This window comes from Pseudoalteromonas sp., from assembly GCF_018402495.1.
GTDB lineage: Bacteria > Pseudomonadota > Gammaproteobacteria > Enterobacterales > Alteromonadaceae > Pseudoalteromonas.
This window is the reverse complement of record NZ_JAGYIU010000002.1, coordinates 501995-525978: the sequence shown is the minus strand read 5'-3', so window position 1 is coordinate 525978 and position 23984 is coordinate 501995. Positions and strand designations below refer to the sequence as shown.

Below are 23984 nucleotides of genomic sequence, written 5' to 3'. Positions count from 1 at the left end.
TATCGTTACAAATAATAAAACCGACCACAAACCAATTGTGGTCTTTTTTTGCGTGTTTACTTTAGTGTTGTGCTTATTTTTAACTTCTGCTGTGGCAGTACTCTTTTGTATTAGCCTCAATATTATTAGCGGCTTTATTGTGTGGCGTAAAATACGCGCAGCTCAACCAGAGCAGGGCGTTATACTGTTAGAGCCAAATCAATTTCGTTTTGAGAATGAAGAGCGCCACATTCAAGGTGAAATTAGTAAGCAAAGTCGGCTAGTTGGTCGCAGTATTTGGCTATATATTAACGGCTTTAGCAAACACGATTGGCTGATCATCGCAGCTAACAGTGTTGATGAGCAAAGTTATGCGCGTTTAAAACGCGCAACACTTGCAGCAATTAATGCCAATAATAGTTAATCATTTTGAGGGGACAAATCACACGCAACTATGTTAAAAATACCTCATTTAGAACAACTAAATAATGATATTTTCACCTTGCTACCGACACGATTCTTTCCCCTCAAAATAGCGCTTTTAATTAAGCGAATAGGTACTGCGCTTTGGAGTCAAAATAGTGGGCGTTGGATTGTCGTTTTGTTCTGGGTAATCAATGGTAAAGTGCAGTCCACGGCTTTCTTTACGCTCCATCGCGCTTCGAATAATAAGCTCGGCTACTTGCACTAAGTTACGTAATTCAAGTAAGTTATTGCTCACTCTAAAGTTTGCGTAATAATCGTGAATTTCTTGTTGTAGTAACTCAACACGATGAAGTGCGCGTTCAAGGCGTTTAGTTGAGCGCACAATCCCAACATAATCCCACATAAATAATCGTAGCTCATGCCAGTTATGGGTGATGACGATTTCTTCATCTGAATTAGATACACGGCTTTCATCCCAACTAGGTAACTCAACCAGTGCAGGAGCGGTCTCTATTTTACTCAAAATGTCTTTTGCTGCAGCATGGGCAAACACAATGCACTCCAACAATGAGTTACTCGCCATGCGATTAGCACCGTGCAAACCTGTGTAAGCCACTTCACCCACAGCGTATAAATTAGCTAAGTCGGTTTTGCCATTAAAGTCGGTCATGACGCCGCCACAGGTGTAATGCGCAGCAGGGACAACAGGTATCGCTTCTTTGGTGATATCAAGTCCTACACTCAAGCATTTAGCGTAAATAGTGGGGAAGTGCTCAATAATAAAATCTTTATCTTTGTGGCTAATATCTAAATATAAGCAATTTGCGCCAAGGCGTTTCATTTCAAAATCGATAGCGCGTGCGACTATATCGCGTGGGGCGAGTTCTTCTCGTTCATCAAACTCTTTCATGAATCGCGTGCCATCTGGGCGTTTTAAATAGGCCCCTTCACCCCGCATTGCTTCGGTAATTAAAAAGTTTTGCAGTTCAGGATGATACAGACTGGTTGGATGAAATTGATTAAATTCCATATTGGCAACGCGACACCCTGCACGCCACGCCATAGCAATGCCATCACCGCTAGAAACGTCAGGGTTAGAAGTATAAAGATAGACTTTACTTGCGCCACCGGTTGCCAAAGCAACGAATTTTGCGCCAATGGTTTCTACTTTTTTGGCTTTTTTATTCCATACATACATACCATGGACATGTGACCCTGTTTTACCAATGTTTTTATCGGTAATTAAATCAATCGCGTTATAATGCTCTAACAAGGTGATATTACTGTGCGCTTGAACTTGGCTAATTAACGTTGTTTGCACTGCTCTGCCTGTGGCATCTGCCGCATGCAAAATGCGTCTATGACTATGGCCACCCTCTCGGGTCAAATGAAAGCGCTCTTTGCCTTTGCTATCAAATTCCATATCAAAAGGCACGCCTTGGTCAATCAGCCATTGTAGGCAGTCATGAGCATTGCTAGCAGTGTAATGCACCGCCTCTCTATCGCATAAACCGCCACCGGCGTCTAAGGTATCTTCAACGTGAGATTCTATACTGTCATTTTTTTTATCAAAAACGGCGGCAATGCCACCTTGAGCATATAAAGTAGAGCCTTCGGTTAATTCACCTTTACTGATCACGGTAACGTTACAGTAATTTGCCAAAGATAAAGCAAGTGATAAGCCTGCTGCGCCGCTACCAATAATAGCAACATCTGTAATGTGGTGTTTATTTTGGTTCATCTGTGAGGTACTTTGCGGTTACAATGCCCAGATAGAGCAATATTTATTTTTAATATGTACAGTTGTACCATATTTGCGGCACTTCCACTACGTGGTTTTAGCGTATAAATAGGTAATTTTTTAGCTATTTTATAAAAAAAGAATATGAAGCAGAACTTTTTATTCATCTAAGGGTCAGAGTAGGTGTGAACAATGGCGACACTATGAATAATAAGCAAGAATCAATCAGAGGAGTACCGGCTCGAATGAGCGAGCAGGAATTAGATTTAGCGTTAGTGAAAAGGGTTCAGCAGGGAGATAAAAACGCCTTTAACCTATTAGTTAAGAAGTATCAGAACAAGATTGCCGGTTTGATCTCACGTTATGTATCAAATCAGGGTGACATTGCTGATGTAGCTCAAGAGGCGTTTATTAAAGCGTATCGTGCACTTCCAAACTTTCGTGGTGACAGTGCCTTTTACACTTGGCTTTACCGTATCGCCGTTAATTGTGCTAAAAATTATTTAGTAGCTCAAGGGCGTAAACCGCCAGCAAACGATATAGATGCTGACGACGCTGAGTTTTATGAAGGTGCTGATTCAATGCGTTCAAACGCATCACCTGAAAATTTACTATTAAGCGAAGAAGTACGCGCTGTTATTTTTAATACGATTGATAGTTTGCCTGAAGATCTTAAAACCGCGATTACCCTTAGAGAAATTGAGGGGATGAGCTATGAAGAAATAGCCGTGGTGATGGATTGCCCAGTCGGGACGGTGCGTTCGCGTATTTTCCGTGCCCGTGAAGCAATTGATAATAAATTAAACCCATTAATAGGCGAGTCTTAGTATGACAAAAGCACACGTTAACCGCTTAGATAACGAATCGTTATCAGCATTACTTGACGGTGAACACGCATTAAATGATGCCCCTATAGCATCAGATGATGTAGCTACGTTTGGTCGTTACGCGTTAATTGGTGATGCAATGCGAGCTAAAGAAAATAACAATAATACGAATTTTGATATTAGCGAACGCATTTCGTTAGCCCTTGAAAGTGAGCCTGTTTATGCAGACTTTAGCCAACCTGAAAGCACAGCAGAGCCGCTAACTACGCAAGGCGATAAAAAAGTTGTGGCATTTAATTGGCGTAAGCCCGTTGCGCAGTTAGCTATTGCAGCAAGTGTGGCTATGTTTACTATTGTTGGTATTAACACCTTGCCACAAGCTGAAGACTCAGTTCAAAATGAAATTCCTTTATTGCAAACCACGCCGCTAACTGGCATGGCGTCGCCAGTGAGTTACTCATCGGCACCTGCTTTAGAAAACGCAGAACAAGGTTTACGAGAGCTTCAACAGCAACGTATTGGCGCGCTAGTGCTTGAGCATCAACGTCAGGCTCGTGCTGCACATTCGTTAAAAACAGCAAGAAAAGACGATATTTCGCAAGAGGAAAAAAACTAATTAAATGAAAGTAATTACTTTTATTATGTCATTGGTGCTAAGTTTTAATGCTTTTGCCAATGACACAAACCCTGCTAAAGATCTTCTGATTGAAATGGCCAGTGCAGTCCATACTCGTAATTTTGATGCCTCCTTTGTTGTTGTAAAGGGTAAAAGCATGGAGCCCTACCGCTGGGTGCATGCAAAACAAGGTGACATTGAGCTTGAGCATTTAAGTTTGCTCAATGGTGCTGGCCTTGAAATGATCCGCATTGACAACCAAGTTACCTATTTTGAGCCACAATCAGAGCCTTACTCGCTAACAACGGATTCTATTGCAGGCCCTATTCCTGAGGTGTTATTTAAAGACATTGAGCGCTTAAGTGCGCATTATGATTTTGTGCTTGGCGGTAAAGGCCGTATTGCAGGACGTCCTGCGCAATTAGTTCGCATTGAATCTAAAAGTGAAGACAAGTATAACTACTGGATATGGATTGACACTGAGTCGTCGCTGTTATTAAAAGCAGCGTACGTTAATCATCAAGGTGAAGCGCTTGAACAGCTTCAGCTCACTCATATTAGTGTAACCGAGAAACCGGCAAGCCTGTTATTAGAAGTGCTAAATCGTGACTTCCCAACCCCATTACCTGTCAATTCGGTTGATGAACAAACCAAAGCGAATGCTATGAATTGGACTATTGGCTGGCTACCTGCTGGGTTTGAATTGCTTAAATCAGACAGACATAAACTCGATTTAAATAATGAATTAACAGACTATTATTTATTTTCTGATGGGTTTGTTGAAGTGTCTGTGTTTGTACAACGACCACTACCGGGTAAGCGTTTAAGCGGCGCTCTCACCTCGGGGGCAACTACGATTTATGTACACAACGGCGGGAATTTTGATGTCTCTGTGGTGGGAAACATTCCAACCATGAGTGCCAAAGCCATTGCTGAGTCTGTATCGCGGGCATTATAAGTAACTAAACTATGATTGAACAAACGTTAACCGTCGTGGCCCTTAGTGGCCACGTTGCGCATTTAGAAGCCCAACAAAAACAGGCATGTGAAGGCTGTAATGGACGTTGTGGCTCTCAAGTGTTTAGTAAGCTATTTGGTACTGCCAAAAAAACATTACCTTATAAATTTGAAACACAGCTAGAAATAGGCCAAAAAGTGACATTGTCACTCGATGACAGCCATGTTGTAAAACATGCTTTTGCCGTTTACATGCTGCCTTTGTTTTTGAGTTTAATATTCGCTTTGATAACCAGTGAATTGATACTGTTAGCCGAAGGCTGGCAAATTTTAGCCGCGATATTGGGTGGCATCATCGGCTTTTTAATTGCTAAAACATGGGTAAAATCACTTCGACATGAAATTAAAGTGATAAAAATTCATCCAATTAGCCTCCCTTTAACTCAAATAGATGGTGATTGACGCCAATTAAATGTAAAATTGCGTTTTTATGCCACAGTAACTTGAAAATACATAGCAAGTATTTTCAAGTTATTTAGGCATGCGACCTTAGTCCTTTAAAATAGAAGTTTAGAATTCAGTTTATGAAGCATATCCGTAATTTTTCGATTATCGCCCACATTGACCATGGTAAATCGACCCTTTCTGACCGTTTGATCCAAGTTTGTGGTGGTTTAACCGACCGTGAAATGCAGAAGCAAGTTCTGGATTCAATGGATATTGAACGCGAACGTGGCATTACCATTAAGGCACAAAGTGTTACTTTAAACTATAAAGCGAATGATGGTGAAACTTACCAACTTAACTTTATCGACACCCCTGGACACGTTGACTTTACCTATGAAGTATCACGTTCGTTAGCGGCCTGTGAAGGGGCGTTGCTGGTTGTTGATGCTGGCCAAGGTGTAGAAGCACAAACACTAGCAAACTGCTATACCGCCATAGAAATGGACTTAGAAGTTATACCGGTACTTAATAAAATTGATTTACCGCAAGCTGATCCATTACGTGTAGCCGAAGAAATTGAAGACATTATTGGTATTGACGCCCTTGACGCCGTGCAGTGTAGTGCTAAAACAGGCGTAGGTATTGCTGAAGTACTTGAAATGATCGTCAAAGATGTACCACCACCAGTAGGTGATAAAGACGAGCCATTACAAGCGTTAATTATTGATTCTTGGTTTGACCCATACCAAGGCGTTGTATCACTTGTGCGTATAAAGCACGGTGAATTACGCACAGGCGACAAAATTAAAATAATGTCGAATGAACACATTCATACCGCTGATAATGTGGGTATTTTTACGCCTAAACAAACCAATACCGGTATTTTACGCACTGGTGAAGTAGGCTTTGTTATTGCCGGTATTAAAGAAATACACGGTGCACCGGTGGGCGATACTATCACGCATCAAAAAAATGCAGCACCACAGCGCTTACCTGGTTTTCAAAAAATTAAGCCGCAAGTGTACGCAGGTATGTTTCCAATTGCCTCTGATGATTACGAGTCGTTCCGTGATGCGCTTAACAAATTAAGCTTAAACGATGCGTCGTTATTCTTTGAACCAGAAAACTCAACAGCGCTAGGGTTTGGTTTCCGTTGTGGGTTCTTGGGCATGCTACACATGGAAATTATCCAAGAGCGTTTAGAGCGTGAATACAATATTGACTTGATCACCACCGCGCCGACGGTTATTTACGAGGTAGTGACTAAAGAGGGTACGACGCAAATAGATAACCCGTCTGACTTACCACCAGTAAACGATATTATAGAGATACGTGAGCCAGTTGTAGAAGCGAATATTTTAGTACCACAAGAGTATCTAGGCAGTGTAATCACTTTATGTGTTGATAAGCGCGGTATGCAAACTAAAATGAGTTATCACGGTAAGCAAGTTGCAGTAACGTATGAACTGCCAATGGCTGAAGTGGTAATGGACTTTTTTGATAAGCTAAAATCAACAAGCCGTGGTTTTGCTTCGCTTGATTATAACTTTAAGCATTTCCAAACCTCAGACATGGTGCGTGTAGATATTCTTATTAATGGTGAGCGTGTTGATGCGTTGGCAATTATTGTGCACCGCGACAGTGCGCAGTCTCGTGGCCGTCAGCTTGCTGATGCACTCAAAGAGCTTATACCACGTCAAATGTTTGATATTGCGATTCAGGCTGCGATTGGACAACATGTAATAGCACGTACTACGGTTAAGCAATTGCGTAAAAACGTAATCGCTAAATGTTACGGTGGTGATGTAAGTCGTAAGAAGAAATTACTTCAAAAACAAAAAGATGGTAAAAAACGAATGAAGCAACTTGGTAATGTTGAAGTGCCTCAAGAAGCGTTTTTAGCCATTTTGAAAGTTGGTAAATAAAAATAAAGGATAATAAATGGCTGGCTACTTTTCAGTTTTATTGGTGCTATTAACCTTAGGCTCAGGCCTAATATGGTTAATAGATCACTTCATGTTTGCCCCAAAAAGGCAGGAACGTTTAGCAATTGCTCAAACCTCTGCCGGTGGCCAACTTGATGAAGAAACAGCAGCATTGATTGCCCCTGAACCGGTAATTACCGAAACAGCAAAGTCGATTTTTCCGATGATTGCTGCTATCACTATTTTTAGATCGTTTATTTTTGAGCCATTTCAGATCCCATCGGGTTCTATGATGCCAACCTTGTTAGTGGGCGATTTTATTTTAGTGCAAAAGTATTCTTATGGGATTAAAGATCCAGTATGGCGCAGCCAATTAGTGGATGTAAGCGAACCAGAGCGTGGCGATATTGTTGTTTTTAAATACCCGTTAGATGAAAGAGTGGATTATATTAAACGTGCTATAGGCTTACCTGGCGATAAAATTGTTTATCGTGATAAGCGTTTATATATTCAACCAAAATGCGAAGAAGGTGAAGTTCAAAAGGGCGCACTTCTTTGTAATGAATTCAATAAAATTGATTTTAAATTAATTAATGATGATGAATTTAAGCAAGGCCCAATGGCTTTAGCGCGTTTAAATGAAGATTTAACCACGTCGAGCCATGATATTTTAATCAACCCAAAATCGCCTGAAAGAAAAGGGCGTTACTACCAGCAATTGGGCACACCTGCGGATGAATGGGTGGTGCCAGCTGATCATTATTTTATGATGGGTGATAATCGCGATAACAGCCAAGATAGTCGCTTTTGGGGCTTTGTACCAAAAGAAAACTTGGTGGGTAAAGCTGTCTTTATATGGATGAGTTTTGAATTTGATAATGGCCCAGATGACATTTTACCAGGATGGGTTCCAACTGGTGTTCGTTTTGAACGCCTAGGTAATATTCAGTAACAATGAAAAAAAATGTAACAGAGTTATACAAAAAAATTGGCTACACATTTGCTGATCAAGGGTTACTTGAGCAAGCAATGACGCATCGCAGCCACAAAGGTCAACATAATGAGCGACTCGAATTTTTGGGTGACTCGATTTTGAGCTTTGTCATTGCCAATGCACTGTACGCTAAATTTCCTAAAGCACGCGAAGGCGATTTAAGCCGAATGCGTTCGACTTTAGTTCGCGGTCAGACGTTAGCTGAATTTGGCCTTGAATTTGAGCTTGGTGATTACCTACGCTTAGGTCCTGGCGAGCTAAAAAGTGGTGGTTTTAGACGCGAGTCAACCCTAGCGGATGCAGTTGAAGCTATTATTGGCGCTGTATTTTTAGATTCAGACATAGATCGCTGCGGCGAGCTTATTTTAACGTGGTATGAATCACGTTTAGATGCTATTTCACCAGGGCTTAACCAAAAAGATCCTAAGACCCTGCTGCAAGAGTATTTGCAAGCTCGTAAGCTATCATTACCAGGCTACACCGTAGTTGATACTAAAGGTCAGGCACACAATCAAACATTCACGGTTGAATGTATCGTTGATGGAATGGATAGCATTATTTCTGTTGGCAGCTCACGGCGTAAAGCCGAACAAAAAGCGGCCGAAAAAGCATTGAAGATACTTAAAAATGAATCTTGATACCTTAATACAGCCTCATGAAGGCGAAATAGACACATTTTGTGGCATGGTTGCGATTGTTGGCCGTCCTAATGTGGGTAAGTCAACACTGCTTAATGAAATTATTGAGCAAAAAGTCAGTATTACCTCACGTAAGCCACAAACCACGCGCCACCGTATTATGGGTATTCATACTGAGGGTAAGCACCAAGCGGTGTACGTCGATACCCCAGGCCTGCACGTTGAAGAAAAGCGTGCTATTAACCGTTTAATGAACCGTGCTGCGTCTAGCTCAATTGGTGATGTTGAGCTGATCATTTTTGTGGTTGAAGGCACTCATTGGAATGCCGATGACGACATGGTACTTAACAAAGTAAGCCAAAGTGGCAAGCCGGTATTGTTAGTTATTAACAAAATTGACCAAGTGAAAGATCGCGACCTTGTACTTCCACATATGAAGTTTTTAGGCGATAAGTTTGATTTTGTCGGTATTATGCCCGTATCTGCGACTCAGGGTAAAAACATTAACCTGATCAAAGAAGAAGTGACTAAGCGGTTACCACCGTGCGAATTTTACTTTCCTGATGACTACGTAACTGACCGCTCAATGCGCTTTATGGCGGCTGAAGTTATCCGTGAAAAGCTAATGCGCTTTATGGGTGAAGAGTTACCGTATTCAGTGACTGTGGAAATAGAGCAGTTTAAATGGCAAGAAAACGGTATTTGGCATATTAATGGCTTGATACTAGTTGAGCGTGAAACGCAAAAGCGCATGGTGATCGGTAACAAAGGCGAAAAGCTGAAAGTAATTGGCCGTGAAGCCCGTAAAGATCTAGAAGAAATGCTTGAAAATAAAGTGTTTTTAGAACTATGGGTGAAAGTGAAATCGGGCTGGGCTGACGATGAACGTGCCTTAAGAAGCTTAGGTTACGGTGAAGATTAATAGCGATAGTATCGTCTAATACCAATTGCATTAAATTAGTGGTCTATTATAGCGACAAACAAATAAGTCGATAACAAGGCGAAAATTATGATACATATTGTTCTATATAAATAATTTTTAACGCAGGTAGCGGATTATTTAATACGCTAGAATGATCATGTTTTTAATAAAATTGGTACAACATGGACAGCGACTTTTACAAAGCTTATTTATTACATCGGCGTCCATATAGCGACTCGCAAGTAATGTTAGATATGCTAGTAGAGGGCGTTGGCCAACTTAGAATGCTCGCACGAGTGAGTGGCCGCCAGGCCACAAAATACAAAGCCCAACTCCAACCATTCCAAACCTTACTCGTTCATTACAATGGTAAATACGATTTAAAGTACATCAATAAATTTGAGCTTCATGGTAACCCGTTATTTTTAACCGGGGATAAGCTTTACTGTGGCTTTTATTTAAACGAGCTAACTAATCGGATTGTGCCGATTAATGAACCTATCGATCAAGTGTTTCAACTTTATAATACGCATCTTGAAAACTTAAATAGTGACACGAATATGCAAGCGGTACTGCGCTCTTATGAGTTTCAATTACTGGAGCTACTCGGTTATGGTGTCGATTTTAGTGTTGATGCGGATGGTGAACCAATTGATGATGCACAAACGTATAGCTATTTTGCAGAAATGGGGTTTGCGGTGCAGCATGACTCGCGCTCAGGATTTACGGGTTCACAACTCAATGCCATAGCAAATCATGACTTTAGCCAAGCAGATGTGTTATATATGGCAAAGCAATTAAGTCGTTATTTATTAAAACCCTTGTTGGGCAACAAGCCACTAAAAAGTCGTGAGTTATTTACGGCTTCTCAATAAACGTAATTTCACAGGTATTAAAATGAAAGATATTCTTTTAGGCGTGAACGTAGATCATATTGCAACGCTTCGCCAAGCACGCGGTACTTCTTACCCTGATCCAGCTCATGCAGCGAGTGTTGCAGAGCATGCCGGTGCTGATGGTATTACGATTCATTTACGCGAAGACCGCAGACACATTCAAGACCGCGATGTGTATGTAATGGCTAAAACCATTCAAACACGCATGAACCTTGAAACCGCAGTAACCGATGAAATGATTGCGATTGCGCTTGAGGTTAAACCTGAATATGTATGCTTAGTGCCTGAAAAACGCGAAGAGCTTACCACTGAAGGCGGCTTAGATGTGGCAGGCAATATAGATAAAATAGCAGCTGCGACTAAAACATTAACCCAAGCTGGCATTAAAGTATCACTGTTTATTGATGCTGATAAAGCGCAGCTAGATGCAGCAAAGGTGTGTGGTGCGCCTTATGTTGAAATTCATACTGGGGCGTATGCTGATGCCACCAACGATGAAGACATCGCCAAAGAGCTTGAGCACATTCGCCAAGGTGTACAGTACGCTGCGAGTATTGGCTTAATTGTTAATGCGGGTCATGGTTTGCATTATCACAATGTAAAACCAATTGCAGCGATGCCAGAGATTTACGAGCTAAACATTGGCCACGCTATTATTGCCCGTGCAGCGATTGATGGTTTAGATAAAGCAGTGCGTGATATGAAGCGTTTAATGCTTGAAGCGCGCGCTTAGATTGGTAAATAACAATATTAAAAGACGAGCTACTGCTCGTCTTTTTTACTATCGCTATTAATATTGGCATCAACGAGTAAGTTTTCAAGCTCGTCTTGCAGCTCAAACAACTCAGGCTCTATATTCTCAAGTGTGCACTTATTTTTAAGTGAGGTTTCAATAACCTCAGCCAATGCTTTTAATTTGGGTACACCTGTGTAGCAGCATGCGCCATGGAACTTATGAATAACGCTCAGTACTTGTTGGCAATCTTCGTTACTTATTGCCTGGTTTAATAAGTTCAGGGTTTCAGGCACACTTAGCAGTAACATATTAAGCATTTCATTGGCCAGTTCTGCTTTACCGCCTGAACGTTGAAGTGCTAGCGTCCAGTCAAGGCGCGTACTTTCAAAGGGGGCAGGGGCATGCGCTAAAGTGCTTTTTGATTTATCTCGGCTCACTGGTAATTGCGGGCTGTGATCGCAAATAATTTGGCTTAGCATATCTTCATCTATGGGCTTAGTTAAATAACCTTCAAACCCATCTTTTAATAATTGCTCTTTTTCACTATTGAGTGCGTGTGCGGTCACGGCAATAATGGGAGTATCTTCATTTAGTGATGATTCTTTAATGAGTTTACATGCTGTGATGCCATCCATTATAGGCATTTGAATATCCATAAAAATCACATCATATTTATGGCTCTTACTCAAACTATACGCTTGCGATCCATTATGAGCGGTATCTATTAGCTCAACCTGTTCGTTTAGTAGGGTATAAATTAATTTTAAATTGGCATCATTGTCATCCACTACTAACACTTTTAGCGGCAGTAGAGTCTGTTCATGTTGTTCAATATTATGTGCAGGGTGGTCGAGTCTATAAGGCGCAGCAAGTAACTCACATAACTTACGGTGATTAAGAGGCTTACTCAAACACGCATCAGCACCGCTGCCAATAAAGGCTTCACGCATATTGTGCGACACAGTATTGAGCATTAAATATAAATAATCAGTGGATTCTCTAACAGCCTTTACATAGCTTTTTAAGCGTTGCATATCGTCAACCGATGCCATGTGACCAATAAGACAAATATCAAAATTGATTTCTGATTTATTAATACATTCTAAAAATTCAGTCTCACTGTAGCTGTGAGTAACATTAATTTGCCATTCTTGTAATAATGAGGCAACGGCATGATGAGTGTGCTTGTGCGGCTCTAAATAAAGAACACGTTTACCAATTAATGACTGAGTAGGTAAATCATTAGTAAATACATGATTTGGTAATCTAAATACGCCATTAAACGTAAAGCATGTGCCACTACCAGGGGCTGAATTTAAGGTAATACGGCCATTCATTGCCTCAACAATGTGTTTGGTAATAATCAGTCCTAACCCTGTGCCACCAAACTTGCGGGTAATACTAGAATCGGCTTGGCCAAACGCGGTGAATAATGCATCTTGTTTATCGGCTGGAATACCCACGCCAGTATCGGCAATCGACACTAAAATAGAGGTGCGCTCTTCATCAAGTAAGCGATGGCTAATATCTACTTTAATGGCCCCTTTTTCGGTAAATTTAATCGCATTACTTAATAAATTTATGAGGACTTGTTTAAGCCGCGTGGGATCGCCGGTTAAGTGATCGGGCACCTGAGGGTTAATATAAACAGATAGCTCAAGTTGTTTGTCGTGTGCGCTAGGAGCGAGTAAGGTCATTACTTCGTTTACACTATCGCGCAGTTGAAACTGAATAGATTCAAGTTCCATAGCGCCTGCTTCTAACTTGGAGAAATCTAATATGTCGCTAATAATGGTCATTAAACTGTTAGCTGAAAGCTCAATGGTATCGAGGTAATCTTTTTGGTTTTTATTCAGCGGCGTTTTATAAAGCTGGCGAGTAAATCCAATTACCCCGTTAAGTGGTGTGCGTAACTCATGGCTCATTTTAGCTAAAAAGTCCGACTTAACGCGGTTAGCATCCTGGGCTTCTTTTTTAGCCATAGTGAGCTGAATATTTTGTGTTTCGTATTGTTCAAGTGTTTCGCGGTAGTCGCTGGTTGCCTGATCAATATTTTTTTGCATCTCATCTTTTTGCATCACCATGGAGTGAGAAATAGTATTGAGTCCCTCGCGTAATAGCTCAAATTCGCCACTCATTGGCTCAGTTAATCCGGTTTGTCTTTTGCCCTCTATTAGCCTGTCGGTAGCAAGTACTAACTTATTAAGCGGAGTCATAAACATACCACTGAGTCTAAGCGCTAAAATAGCCGCTAACACCAAGGCGAGAATAATAATAATACCACTGACTAATAATGCACGTTGTTGGCCAATAACAGCTTTATCGCGGTTAAGCTGAATTACTACGGTGCCTAATGAGGTTTGAAATTGTGAACTATCCCAGCCATTATCAGGTGTTGTGTGATTAATGATAGGGGTAAAAAAAGTCACTAAGTCATCAGTTTGTTGAACATAAGTGGCGTTAGCGTCATTTAATTGCGCTTGCTCAATTAAGGTGTCGAATGAGCGATGATAATTACTGGTTATAATGAGTTGGTTGTTATCATTAAAAATGGCAATCGATTTAACCGCAGGTGAATGTTTATTGTGCGAATAGCGAATAACGCGGTTAAGTAATTTTTTATTTTTTTCTAGTAAGGGTTGTTCAAGAGCTATAGCTAAAGGTTCAGCAATCGTTATCCCTTGTTGATATAAAATTTCATCAAGCTCAATGTAACGATTTATTGTAAAATAGCCACCCAGTAATAGCCCGATGATCACTGTGGGGATCAGGGTGAGTGTTAAAACAGAATCGCGCAAGCCTAGTTTGGTCATAATTTGAGTATTGTTATCGTTTTTATTGGATGTGAGTATATACATACTCACCGTTATTCTCAAAGCATGAAAGATTCACTAACCTTTTAAGGTAATGCCTAATGGCACAAATATTTAAAGCAAAGAAAAAACCACTGCAACAGCAATCACTTGAACTTGATATTACAACAATGGATCATCATGGTCGCGGTATTGCAACGTACAACAATAAAGTGTGTTTTGTCAGTGGGGCATTACCGAGTGAACGAGTTAAAGCCAAGCTAATTGATGATAAAGCGCGCTACAGTCAAGCCGATACGCTTAAAATACTCAAAGCCAGTGAATATCGTATCCCCCCCATTTGTGAGCATTATAATCAATGCGGTGGTTGCCAGTTACAGCATTTAGATGCCATACAACAAGTGATAGAAAAGCAAGTAGCGGTAAATCAATTATTTGCCAAGTTTGCAAAATTAACCGATTTAAACTGGCAAGCTCCACTGCTAAGCCAAGCAACGCATTATCGGCGCAGTGCCCGCATTGCTGTTATGTACGACAAATCGGCAAAAAAAATGCGAGTAGGTTATAGAGCAAGTGGCTCTAAAAGTGTAGTCAGTATTAATCAATGCCCTATATTGAGTAACGTATTTAGTGATGTATTTAACGTATTTGATAACTTAATTAATCATAACAAGGCGCTGCATAGCATTAGTCATTTGCAGTTATGCGCTGCAGATGAGCAACACTTTATTATTATTCGTCATACAAAAGCGATTTCATCCACAGATAAAGCGTTTGTTGAGCAAAGTGTGGCAGCTCACGATTGGCAACTCGTGTGGCAAAGTGATAGCGATACAATTGATCATTCACATTTAGCTATGCCATTTTATAAGCTTGATCAGTTAAATATAAAATTTGAGTTTGGGCTTAGTAACTTTATTCAAGTTAATGCCAGCGTAAATCAGGCCATGTTAATCCAAGCTGCGAATTGGTTAGCGCTGCAAGGCGATGAAAATGTACTGGATTTATTTTGTGGTATTGGTAACTTCTCCTTAGTGCTAGCTAAACAGGCTAAAACAGTAACGGGAATTGAAGGCGTTACTTCGGCGGTTGCATTAGCGACGCAAAATGCGCACACTAACTCTATTACCAATACACAATTTCATTGTTTTGACTTAACCACGAGTATTAAAAAAGCACCGTGGTTTAATAAAGAGTTAGATATTTTAGTACTCGATCCTTCTCGTACTGGTGCTATGGCAGTTTTAGAGCAGCTTCCATTAATACAGTTTAAAGCGATTTTATATGTCTCTTGTGACCCTGTTACTTTAGCCCGTGACAGCGCTATTATTTCGCAAGCAGGCTTCGAACTTAATAAAATAGGGCTGATGAATATGTTTCCGCATACGGGGCATATCGAAACTATGGCGTTATTTCAACGGAGGTAAAGCGCATTATGGTAGCGACACGTCAATCTCATCAAGATGACAAAGCGGGTGACTTTTTTTCACGGGTAGACTCCCTCGATTTGTCTGAAGAAAAAATAAGCCTACTCAATAAAGCACAGCAACTTTGCCAAACGTGTGATAATACCGAGCGCCAAAATACTGCCATCGAAATGGTAGAGATTTTGGTTGAGCTAAATTTAGATGCTGACTCGTTAGCCACGGCTTACTTAACACCGTATTATTTAAATGATGTGGTAAGTATTGATGCTGTCCAAGAGCATTTAGGAAATCATGTTGCGGTGTTATTAACCGGTGTATCACAAATGGCCACCATAAGTACGTTGGCTCATCAAGGTAATGGCACTGTACAGGTTGATAATATTCGCCGTATGCTACTTGCTATGGTGGAAGATGTGCGTGCCGTGGTAATTAAATTAGCTGAACAGGTATGCCATTTACGCAACGTAAAAGACGCCGCCGAAGAAGAGCGAGTGATAGCCGCTAAAGAAACCGCTAACATTTTTGCACCACTTGCCAATCGCCTTGGTATTGGCCAATTAAAATGGGAGTTAGAGGATTTAGCGTTTCGGTATTTACACCCCGATATTTATAAAAACATCGCTAAGCAACTTGATGATAAACGCCTTGCCCGTGAAGCGTATATGGCTGATATGGTTGATCAAGTAAAACAGCGCCTACATGAAGCGGGTATTAAAGCTGATGTATACGGCAGGCCAAAACATATCTACAGTATTTATAAAAAAATGGCGAAGAAGAACTACGAGTTTGATCAGCTGTTTGACATACGCGCGATGCGAATTGTGGTTGAGCGCCTGCAAGACTGCTACGGTGCCCTAGGCATAGTGCACACCAATTGGCGCCATTTAAATAAAGAATTTGATGATTACGTTGCGACCCCAAAACAAAATGGCTATCAATCTATTCATACCGTAGTATTTGGCCCCGAAGGTAAAACCGTTGAAATTCAAATACGTACCCAAGATATGCATCAAGACGCGGAGCTAGGTGTTGCCGCACATTGGATGTACAAAGAGGGGGCATTGCCAGGGCGTGGTTCAGGCTATGAACAAAAAATTAGCTGGTTACGTAAGTTGCTGCAATGGCAAGAAGAAGTGGTGGATGGCAGCGATTTAGCCCAAGAGCTCAAAAACCAAGTGGTTGAAGATCGTGTATACGTATTTACGCCACGTGGAGACATTTTTGACTTACCTCTTGGCGCAACCCCCTTGGATTTTGCTTATTACATTCACTCCAATGTGGGGCATCGCTGTATTGGTGCAAAAATATTTGGCAAAATAGTGCCGTTTACTCATCAGTTAAGCACTGGCGATCAGGTTGAAATACTCACTCAAAAGCAGCCAAATCCAAGTCGTGATTGGTTAAATCCGTCGTTAGGTTATATTAAATCGTCTCGGGCTAGAGCGAAAATACACCATTGGTTTAAACAGCTCGACCGTGATAAAAATTTAAGTGCGGGAAAAGAAATTCTTGATAACGAATTACAAAAATTAGAGCTCAATTACAAAGATTTAGACCCTGCTATAAAGCGCTTTAACTTTAGAGAGCTTGACGACTTAATGGTCGCCATTGGTGCTGGCGATATTCGTCTTAACCAAATGCTCAACTTTATTACCGATAGAGCAGAGCACGAGCCAGTTATTCGTTTTAAATCGCCCAGTAAAGTGACGGGCGATAAAAACGGCATTGTCGTTGATGGAGTAGGCAGCTTAATGAGCCATGTTGCTCGTTGTTGTCGCCCAGTACCTGGAGATGAAATTATTGGTTATATCACGCAAGGGCGAGGCATTGCTGTGCACCGTGAGGATTGCGATTCGTTTAGCAATTTAAAAAATAAGCACCCAGAGCGCGTAATTTCAGTCAGTTGGTCAGATGAAATTAACAGCTCTTATGCTTTGACTATTCGTATTGAAGCCAGTGATCGTTCTGGATTAATTCGTGATATTAGCAGTGCACTTGCCAATGAAAAAGTCAATGTACTTAGCATGAATGTGAATACGGTTGATAATAATCAAACCGCTATTTTCATAATGCAAATAGAAGTACATGACCTACAGGGAACAAATAAAGTGCTTTCTAAATTACACCAGATAGAAGGGGTGCACAGTGCAAAACGAGGGCAGTAATAAAACCAATACTGAGGCTTTAAGCCAACTGCTTGAAATTATGCAAACACTAAGAAATCCCCAGGGCGGTTGCCCTTGGGATCTTAAGCAAACCTTTCAATCAATTGTGCCTCACACCCTAGAAGAAGCTTACGAAGTAGCTGATTGCATTGAATCGAACAATTTGGCGGAGCTAAAAAATGAACTTGGCGATTTGCTATTTCAAATTGTGTTTTATGCACAATTAGCGCAAGAGCAGCAATTATTTAATTTTACCGATGTCGTAACGCAATTAAATGAAAAGCTGGTGCGTCGTCATCCGCACGTATTTTCAGCGCAAAACACCCCCACAACCGATGCCGAATTAGCGGCGCAGTGGCAAGCAATAAAAGCACAAGAGCGTGCGGCTAGGCCTAAAAATGAAGGCTCAGTGCTTTGGCAAGATATACCAACAAATTTACCAAGTTTAACAAAAGCCAAAAAAATTCAGCAACGTGTTGCTGCACTTGGTTTTGATTGGCCTACCTATCACGGTGCTATTGATAAAGTGAGTGAAGAGGTTGAAGAAGTTAAAGAAGCCTTAGCTGATGATCCTTACTCAGCGCATACAGCAGAAGAACTTGGTGACTTACTATTTGCAACCGTTAATGTGGCACGTCATGTTAAACGTGACCCCGAGCAACTACTGCGCAGGGCAAACGATAAGTTTTCGGCACGATTTGAAAAGGTACAGCATTACTTAATTGCACAAGGCAAGTGTATTGAATCTGCGTCTTTAGAGGAAATGGATGCAGCATGGGATGCAATAAAAAAATTTAAATAAGCAGGGGGATAAAAAATGTCTGTTTTTTGTGCACAGATTTACCATTTTTAGCTGGATTGCTCAGCCGTGCTTTGGTACAATTTCGCCCCGTCTTGTTTATATTCCAAAATCACTTGTTTGGGTATTATATTCCTTTTAATTCCTGATATTCTAGGGTTCGCATGAGTACAAAATTTATCTTCGTTACTGGCGGAGTTGTTTCTTCGTTGGGTAAAGGTATTGCAGCAGCATCGTTGGCCGCTATTTTAGAGGCCCGTGGCTTAGATGTTACCATTTTAAAGCTGGATCCTTACATCAACGTTGACCCAGGCACAATGAGCCCAATTCAACATGGTGAAGTTTACGTTACAGAAGACGGCGCAGAAACCGATCTTGATTTAGGTCACTACGAACGTTTTATTCGCACCAAAATGACCAGTCGTAACAACTTTACGCAAGGGCGCGTATATGAAGATGTACTTCGTCGTGAAAGACGTGGTGAATATCTTGGCGCAACCATTCAGGTTATTCCTCATATTACTAATGATATTAAGCAACGTGTTTATGATGGCGCAGAAGGCCATGATATAGCAATCGTTGAAATTGGTGGAACGGTAGGTGATATTGAGTCACAACCATTTATCGAAGCTATCCGTCAAATGGGCACAGAAATTGGTCGTGAACGTGCGCTATTTATTCACTTAACGTTAGTGCCATTTTTAGGCCCTGCCGGTGAAGTGAAAACAAAACCAACTCAGCACTCTGTTAAAGAGTTACGCTCAGTCGGTATTCAACCAGATATTCTTATTTGTCGCTCAGATCGTAAGCTGCCAAATAACGAGCGTGCAAAAATCGCATTGTTCACAAACGTTGAAGAAAAAGCGGTTATTTCACTGCCTGATGTAGACAGTATTTACAAAATTCCTGCGTTATTAAAATCGCAAGAGTTAGATAACTTTGTATGTCGTCGTTTTCACTTAGACGCGCCTGAAGCTGATTTAGCTGAGTGGGAACAAGTGTTATACCAAGAGTCTAACCCAACGGGTGAAGTAACTATTGGTATGGTGGGTAAATACATTGAATTACCAGATGCCTACAAATCAGTAAACGAAGCATTAAAACATGCAGGGTTAAAAAATCGTTTAACGATTAACATCGAATATGTTGATTCACAAGATTTAGAAACCAAAGGAACGGATGTTCTCTCTCGTTTAGATGCTATTTTAGTGCCAGGTGGTTTTGGTGGTCGTGGTGTTGAAGGTAAAATTTTAGCGGCTAAATATGCCCGTGAAAACAAAGTGCCTTACTTAGGTATTTGTTTAGGAATGCAGGTTGCGCTAATTGAATACGCACGAAATGTTGCTGGCCTAGTTGATGCAAACTCAACAGAATTTAATGCAAACTCAGAGGCTCCAGTGGTTGGTTTAATCACTGAGTGGCTAGACGCTGAGGGTAACGTAGAAGTACGTGATGAAAAGTCTGATTTAGGTGGCACAATGCGTTTAGGCGCACAAAAATGCCATTTAACGCCTGGCTCTAAAGTACACGAAGTGTATGGCAGCGACGAAATTGTTGAACGCCATCGTCACCGTTACGAAGTTAACAACAACTTTGTAGCACAGCTGGAGCAAGCTGGACTAAGCTTTTCAGGTTTATCTGAAGATAAAAAGCTAGTAGAGATTATTGAGAATAAAGATCACCCTTGGTTTATTGCAGCGCAATTCCATCCGGAATTCACTTCAACACCACGCGATGGTCATCCGCTATTTGAAGGGTTTGTGGCAGCAGCTCACGCTCATCAAAAAGTGTCTTCGTAATTTAAAAAAGGCTGTGCATATTGCGCGGCCTTTTTTGTTTTTAAGGCTAACCAAAGTAAGGTTAGCCGCACTCACCATTTTGGGAATATAGAGGAATCAAGATGTCAGAAATCGTAAAAGTAATCGGTCGTGAAATTATGGACTCGCGTGGTAACCCAACTGTAGAAGCTGAAGTTTATTTAGCCGATGGTTCATGGGGCCGCGCAGCTGCACCTTCAGGTGCATCTACAGGAACTCGCGAAGCATTAGAATTACGTGATGGTGATAAAGCGCGTTACTTAGGTAAAGGCGTATTAAAAGCGGTTGGCTTCATTAATAATGAAATTGCTGAAGCGTTAAAAGGTCAAAATGCATTAGCACAAAGCGATGTAGACCAAGTAATGCTTGATTTAGATGGTACTGAAAACAAAGAAAAACTAGGTGCCAATGCAATTTTAGCTGTTTCACTTGCTAACGCAAAAGCGGCTGCTCAGTCTAAAAAAGTAGAGTTATACGAGCACATTGCCGACATAAACGGCACGCCGGGTGTTTATTCTATGCCACTGCCAATGATGAACATTATTAACGGTGGTGAGCACGCAGATAACTCAGTCGATATTCAAGAGTTTATGATCCAACCGGTTGGCGCGACTAACTTCCGTGAAGCACTGCGCATGGGTGCTGAAGTATTCCACAGCCTTGCAAAAGTGCTTAAAGCAGATGGCCATTCAACCGCCGTTGGGGATGAAGGCGGTTTTGCCCCAAACCTTGCCTCCAACGAAGCGGCACTTGCCGCCATTAAAGTGGCTGTTGCCAATGCCGGTTATGAGCTTGGTAAAGATATTACGCTTGCGCTTGACTGTGCTGCATCTGAGTTTTACAACAAAGAAGCAAATATCTATGACCTTAAAGGTGAAGGCAAGCAATTCACATCAGAAGAGTTTAACTACTTCTTAAAAGACTTAACTGAGCAATACCCAATTGTATCAATTGAAGATGGCTTAGATGAGTCTGATTGGGATGGCTTTGCACATCAAACTCAACTTATTGGCGATAAAGTGCAATTAGTGGGTGATGACTTATTCGTAACCAATACTAAGATTTTAAAACGTGGTATCGACAATGGCATTGCTAACTCAATCTTAATTAAATTTAACCAAATTGGTTCACTAACCGAAACGTTAGCAGCAATCAAAATGGCCAAAGATGCAGGCTTTACAGCAGTTATTTCTCACCGCTCTGGTGAAACTGAAGATGCAACTATTGCAGATTTAGCAGTTGGTACAGCTGCAGGCCAGATCAAAACAGGTTCATTAAGCCGTTCAGACCGTGTTGCTAAGTACAACCAATTGCTACGCATTGAAGAGCAATTAGGCGCTAAAGCACCGTACAATGGTTTAAAAGAAGTGAAAGGTCAGTAATTCTTTAGAATCTGACATTTTAAGATTATAAAATCCTCGCTGGTGCGGGGATTTTTTATGCGTGTAAGTAATTTCAAATGAAAAAAGTGAATTTTGATATAAGAAGGTGGCTGTACCCTTAATTTTGACTAAGCTTGCTTTTATGTTGCCTTCAGGTTTTTTTTTGTTAATTTCACTTCTCATTTACAAGGAATTATGATGAAAATATTATTTTACTTTTCTTTTATTAGTATATTTTTGCTGTCTCCATCCATGTTTACTCAGTTTAATGGCGTTAATTAAATGAATATTCCCGTCAATGATTTTAGCTACTTGTTATTTCTTTTGCCTGTAGCAATTATAATGGTTAATCTATTAAAAAAAGCGACATCAAAAACAAACGTTAAACATAACGTTACACTTAATTTTATTTTAACGATGTTATTTTTCCCAGCTGGGTTTGCACATTTTATTTGGTGTATTTATACATCAATAAAAAAGCTGGATCGCAACGCTCAAAAATTTGAATTGAGGGGGTAACTCCCCTTTTTAGGAGTTTAAAATAATGTATTTTCACCCATCTTTTTATTACATTCTCGTTTTACCATTTTTGCTTATTTTTTCAGGCTTTATTTTTTTTCTAAATAAAAACTCTAATACTAAAAGTAGTATAGGTATAAGTTTGGTTTTGACGTTTGTGAATATTCTTTTAGGTCTATTTCATTTTTTTTACGTTATTAACAAAGTGCTCAACGAGATTCCTGATAATAAAGCGCTTACAAAGTGAATTGCTGTTTTAAAATTTCACCAGTAAAGCTGGTTTTTAAGTAAAAACCACGGGGCAGGGTTTGTATAATTTGTCCGTTAGGGCCTATGGCATCGGTAACTACTTTGCTATTAGCGGCTTTTGGCCGTATTTGCATTACATCGCCTAAATGGCCTGATATTTCATCAACCCTGCCAAGCGCTATCAGCTCCATTTGTTCTTCCCAATCTCGCTGCAGTTTAGCATCTTGCGCTGGCGTTGGTTGCCACAAAAAGCCGCTGCCTATGGTTCTATCAAACGGGGCGATGTCGCGCTCACTTAAAATAGGTAACCATAAAACATGATTTAATTTTTTACGTACGCTACTTGTGTGCCAAGTCATACCGGTGACATTCATTAGCGGGGTGACCGACACAAAAGTGGTTTCCAGCGGTTTACCTTTATATGAAATGGGCAATGTTTTAAGCTCTATGCCTAAATCTTCAAAGTCGGGGAGTGGTTTTGACCCAGCGGTTGCCCCTAAAACATATTCAATCAGTTGGCCTGTCCAGCCTTTTTCGCGTAATAAATCATCCGGTGTTTTAAACTGATACTGTTGCGCTAGTTGTCCAAGTGTAAGCCCAGCTATAGCATTAACACGTTGCATTAGTTGATTGATTGAATTAGGTTTTAAAGGTTGCATACGCTTTATTTTAGTTGAATAAATACCACTACCATGATAGCAAATTAGCTCAGTAGTGGATATCTTTAGCGGCTGGTTGATTTTTATACTTGCTGTACTTGATGTAATTTTATGCACTGTTTTAAAATTATAAATTTACCTAAACAACTGAACTACAATGTTTTTTTTAATTTTAGTGTGCAGTTTTAATTAGGGTCTATAATTGTTGCAAGGATAAATACAGATGTATAAACATGTTTATCCACAGAAACTGTGGAGAACATCGCTTTTTTGATCTTGCATTGTGGATTTGTTTGCTAAATGAGCGTGTTTTACAAAAGTTATGCACAAGCTGTGAGTAACCAGCACAAACAGTATGGTTTTTTATGTATTTACTCACACCCGTGTTGTTTGTTATTCACATACAATTGATTCAGCAGTGAATTCGCTTTAAACACAGAAGCTTGTTTGTAATAGTATTTGCCGTATTGCGGCTAATGTGGAACAATCATAAAAAATCGACTTACAAATGAGGCACTAAGGTGATTGATGCCGAAGGTTTTCGTGCCAATGTCGGAATTGTAATTTGCAATAATCAGGGGCAAGTGTTTTGGGCCAGACGCTATGGTCAACATTCTTGGCAATTTCCCCAAGGAGGTGTTGATGATGGTGAAACACCAGAACAGACTATGTACCGTGAATTACACGAAGAAGTAGGTTTGCGACCAGAAGATGTAGAAATAGTTGCAAGCTCAAAACATTGGTTACGCTACAAATTACCCAAACGATTAATCCGCCGAGACTCAAGTCCGGTGTGTATTGGGCAAAAACAAAAATGGTTTTTACTGAAACTACGCTGTAAAGATGAAGATGTAAACTTACTCAAAACCCATCACCCTGAATTTGATGATTGGCGTTGGGTTAGCTATTGGTATCCAGTAAGACAGGTTGTATCGTTTAAACGGGATGTTTATCGACGCGTTATGAAAGAGTTTGCTCCTTTTGCTATGCCCTTTAATAAACGAGAGCAGCATAAGGATCATTGGCGAAATAAAAGGTAGTCACTTTGTA

Annotated in this window: 21 protein-coding genes; 18 read left to right on the top strand and 3 right to left on the bottom strand. The window is 40.6% G+C overall.

Going from position 1 to position 23984, the window contains the following annotated elements:
• The first annotated feature begins 52 nt into the window (after positions 1–52).
• On the top strand, positions 53–403 hold the full coding sequence (locus KG708_RS07950; RefSeq protein WP_213609335.1) for a protein YgfX: 351 nt from the start codon (positions 53–55) through the stop codon (positions 401–403).
• 117 nt (positions 404–520) lie between these two features.
• On the opposite strand, the gene nadB is transcribed toward KG708_RS07950, so the two are convergent.
• Complete coding sequence (nadB, locus tag KG708_RS07945; protein ID WP_213608872.1) at positions 521–2146, bottom strand: L-aspartate oxidase; 1626 nt, start codon at positions 2144–2146, stop codon at positions 521–523.
• A 245-nt stretch (positions 2147–2391) separates the two neighbouring features.
• Here nadB and rpoE point away from each other — a divergent pair, with 245 nt between their 5' ends.
• From rpoE to pdxJ, 10 genes are all read left to right on the top strand, one after another.
• Entirely contained in the window at positions 2392–2973 is a 582-nt protein-coding gene (rpoE, locus tag KG708_RS07940) for an RNA polymerase sigma factor RpoE (protein ID WP_010387792.1), read from the top strand.
• A 1-nt stretch (position 2974) separates the two neighbouring features.
• Positions 2975–3589: an RseA family anti-sigma factor gene (locus KG708_RS07935; protein ID WP_213608871.1), complete on the top strand. Its 615-nt coding sequence runs from the start codon at positions 2975–2977 to the stop codon at positions 3587–3589.
• Between the two features lie 4 nt (positions 3590–3593).
• Positions 3594–4547 carry a MucB/RseB C-terminal domain-containing protein gene (locus KG708_RS07930; protein WP_213608870.1) on the top strand — a complete coding sequence of 318 codons (954 nt, stop codon included), beginning with the start codon at positions 3594–3596 and terminating at the stop codon, positions 4545–4547.
• Between the two features lie 11 nt (positions 4548–4558).
• The gene (locus KG708_RS07925; RefSeq protein ID WP_213608869.1) at positions 4559–5008 is read left to right on the top strand and encodes a SoxR reducing system RseC family protein; all 450 of its coding nucleotides are present in this window, start codon (positions 4559–4561) and stop codon (positions 5006–5008) included.
• 122 nt (positions 5009–5130) lie between these two features.
• On the top strand, positions 5131–6918 hold the full coding sequence (gene lepA, locus KG708_RS07920) for a translation elongation factor 4 (RefSeq protein WP_213608868.1): 1788 nt from the start codon (positions 5131–5133) through the stop codon (positions 6916–6918).
• A 16-nt stretch (positions 6919–6934) separates the two neighbouring features.
• Entirely contained in the window at positions 6935–7870 is a 936-nt protein-coding gene (lepB, locus tag KG708_RS07915) for a signal peptidase I (protein WP_213608867.1), read from the top strand.
• Positions 7871–7872: 2 nt separating this feature from the next.
• Positions 7873–8550: a ribonuclease III gene (gene rnc / locus KG708_RS07910; protein ID WP_213608866.1), complete on the top strand. Its 678-nt coding sequence runs from the start codon at positions 7873–7875 to the stop codon at positions 8548–8550.
• Positions 8540–9472 carry a GTPase Era gene (era, locus tag KG708_RS07905; RefSeq protein ID WP_013465632.1) on the top strand — a complete coding sequence of 311 codons (933 nt, stop codon included), beginning with the start codon at positions 8540–8542 and terminating at the stop codon, positions 9470–9472. Before rnc ends, era begins: the two co-directional genes overlap by 11 nt.
• 182 nt (positions 9473–9654) lie before the next feature.
• Positions 9655–10347: a DNA repair protein RecO gene (gene recO / locus KG708_RS07900; RefSeq protein ID WP_213608865.1), complete on the top strand. Its 693-nt coding sequence runs from the start codon at positions 9655–9657 to the stop codon at positions 10345–10347.
• A 22-nt stretch (positions 10348–10369) separates the two neighbouring features.
• Positions 10370–11101 carry a pyridoxine 5'-phosphate synthase gene (gene pdxJ / locus KG708_RS07895; RefSeq protein WP_213608864.1) on the top strand — a complete coding sequence of 244 codons (732 nt, stop codon included), beginning with the start codon at positions 10370–10372 and terminating at the stop codon, positions 11099–11101.
• Between the two features lie 29 nt (positions 11102–11130).
• Here the strand turns inward: pdxJ and barA are convergent, their stop codons facing one another.
• Positions 11131–13917: a two-component sensor histidine kinase BarA gene (gene barA / locus KG708_RS07890; RefSeq protein ID WP_213609333.1), complete on the bottom strand. Its 2787-nt coding sequence runs from the start codon at positions 13915–13917 to the stop codon at positions 11131–11133.
• Between the two features lie 101 nt (positions 13918–14018).
• Here barA and rlmD point away from each other — a divergent pair, with 101 nt between their 5' ends.
• The 6 genes from rlmD (at position 14019) to KG708_RS07860 (ending at position 22026) form a co-directional block, all read left to right on the top strand.
• Complete coding sequence (gene rlmD / locus KG708_RS07885; RefSeq protein WP_213608863.1) at positions 14019–15344, top strand: 23S rRNA (uracil(1939)-C(5))-methyltransferase RlmD; 1326 nt, start codon at positions 14019–14021, stop codon at positions 15342–15344.
• 8 nt (positions 15345–15352) lie between these two features.
• The gene (gene relA / locus KG708_RS07880) at positions 15353–17509 is read left to right on the top strand and encodes a GTP diphosphokinase (RefSeq protein ID WP_213608862.1); all 2157 of its coding nucleotides are present in this window, start codon (positions 15353–15355) and stop codon (positions 17507–17509) included.
• Entirely contained in the window at positions 17490–18311 is an 822-nt protein-coding gene (gene mazG / locus KG708_RS07875) for a nucleoside triphosphate pyrophosphohydrolase (RefSeq protein ID WP_213608861.1), read from the top strand. The genes relA and mazG overlap by 20 nt, the downstream gene beginning before the upstream one ends.
• A 161-nt stretch (positions 18312–18472) precedes the next feature.
• Positions 18473–20107, top strand: coding sequence for a CTP synthase (locus KG708_RS07870; protein ID WP_213608860.1), 1635 nt, complete (start codon positions 18473–18475; stop codon positions 20105–20107).
• A 101-nt stretch (positions 20108–20208) separates the two neighbouring features.
• On the top strand, positions 20209–21507 hold the full coding sequence (gene eno, locus KG708_RS07865; protein ID WP_213608859.1) for a phosphopyruvate hydratase: 1299 nt from the start codon (positions 20209–20211) through the stop codon (positions 21505–21507).
• 282 nt (positions 21508–21789) lie between these two features.
• Entirely contained in the window at positions 21790–22026 is a 237-nt protein-coding gene (locus KG708_RS07860; RefSeq protein WP_213608858.1) for a hypothetical protein, read from the top strand.
• A 236-nt stretch (positions 22027–22262) separates the two neighbouring features.
• Here KG708_RS07860 and mutH read toward each other — a convergent pair whose 3' ends face one another.
• Complete coding sequence (gene mutH, locus KG708_RS07855; RefSeq protein ID WP_213608857.1) at positions 22263–22934, bottom strand: DNA mismatch repair endonuclease MutH; 672 nt, start codon at positions 22932–22934, stop codon at positions 22263–22265.
• A gap of 521 nt (positions 22935–23455) precedes the next feature.
• Between mutH and rppH the strand changes: the two genes are divergently transcribed.
• Positions 23456–23974, top strand: a complete 519-nt coding sequence (rppH, locus tag KG708_RS07850; protein WP_213608856.1) for an RNA pyrophosphohydrolase — start codon at positions 23456–23458, stop codon at positions 23972–23974.
• The last annotated feature ends 10 nt before the right edge of the window (positions 23975–23984 follow it).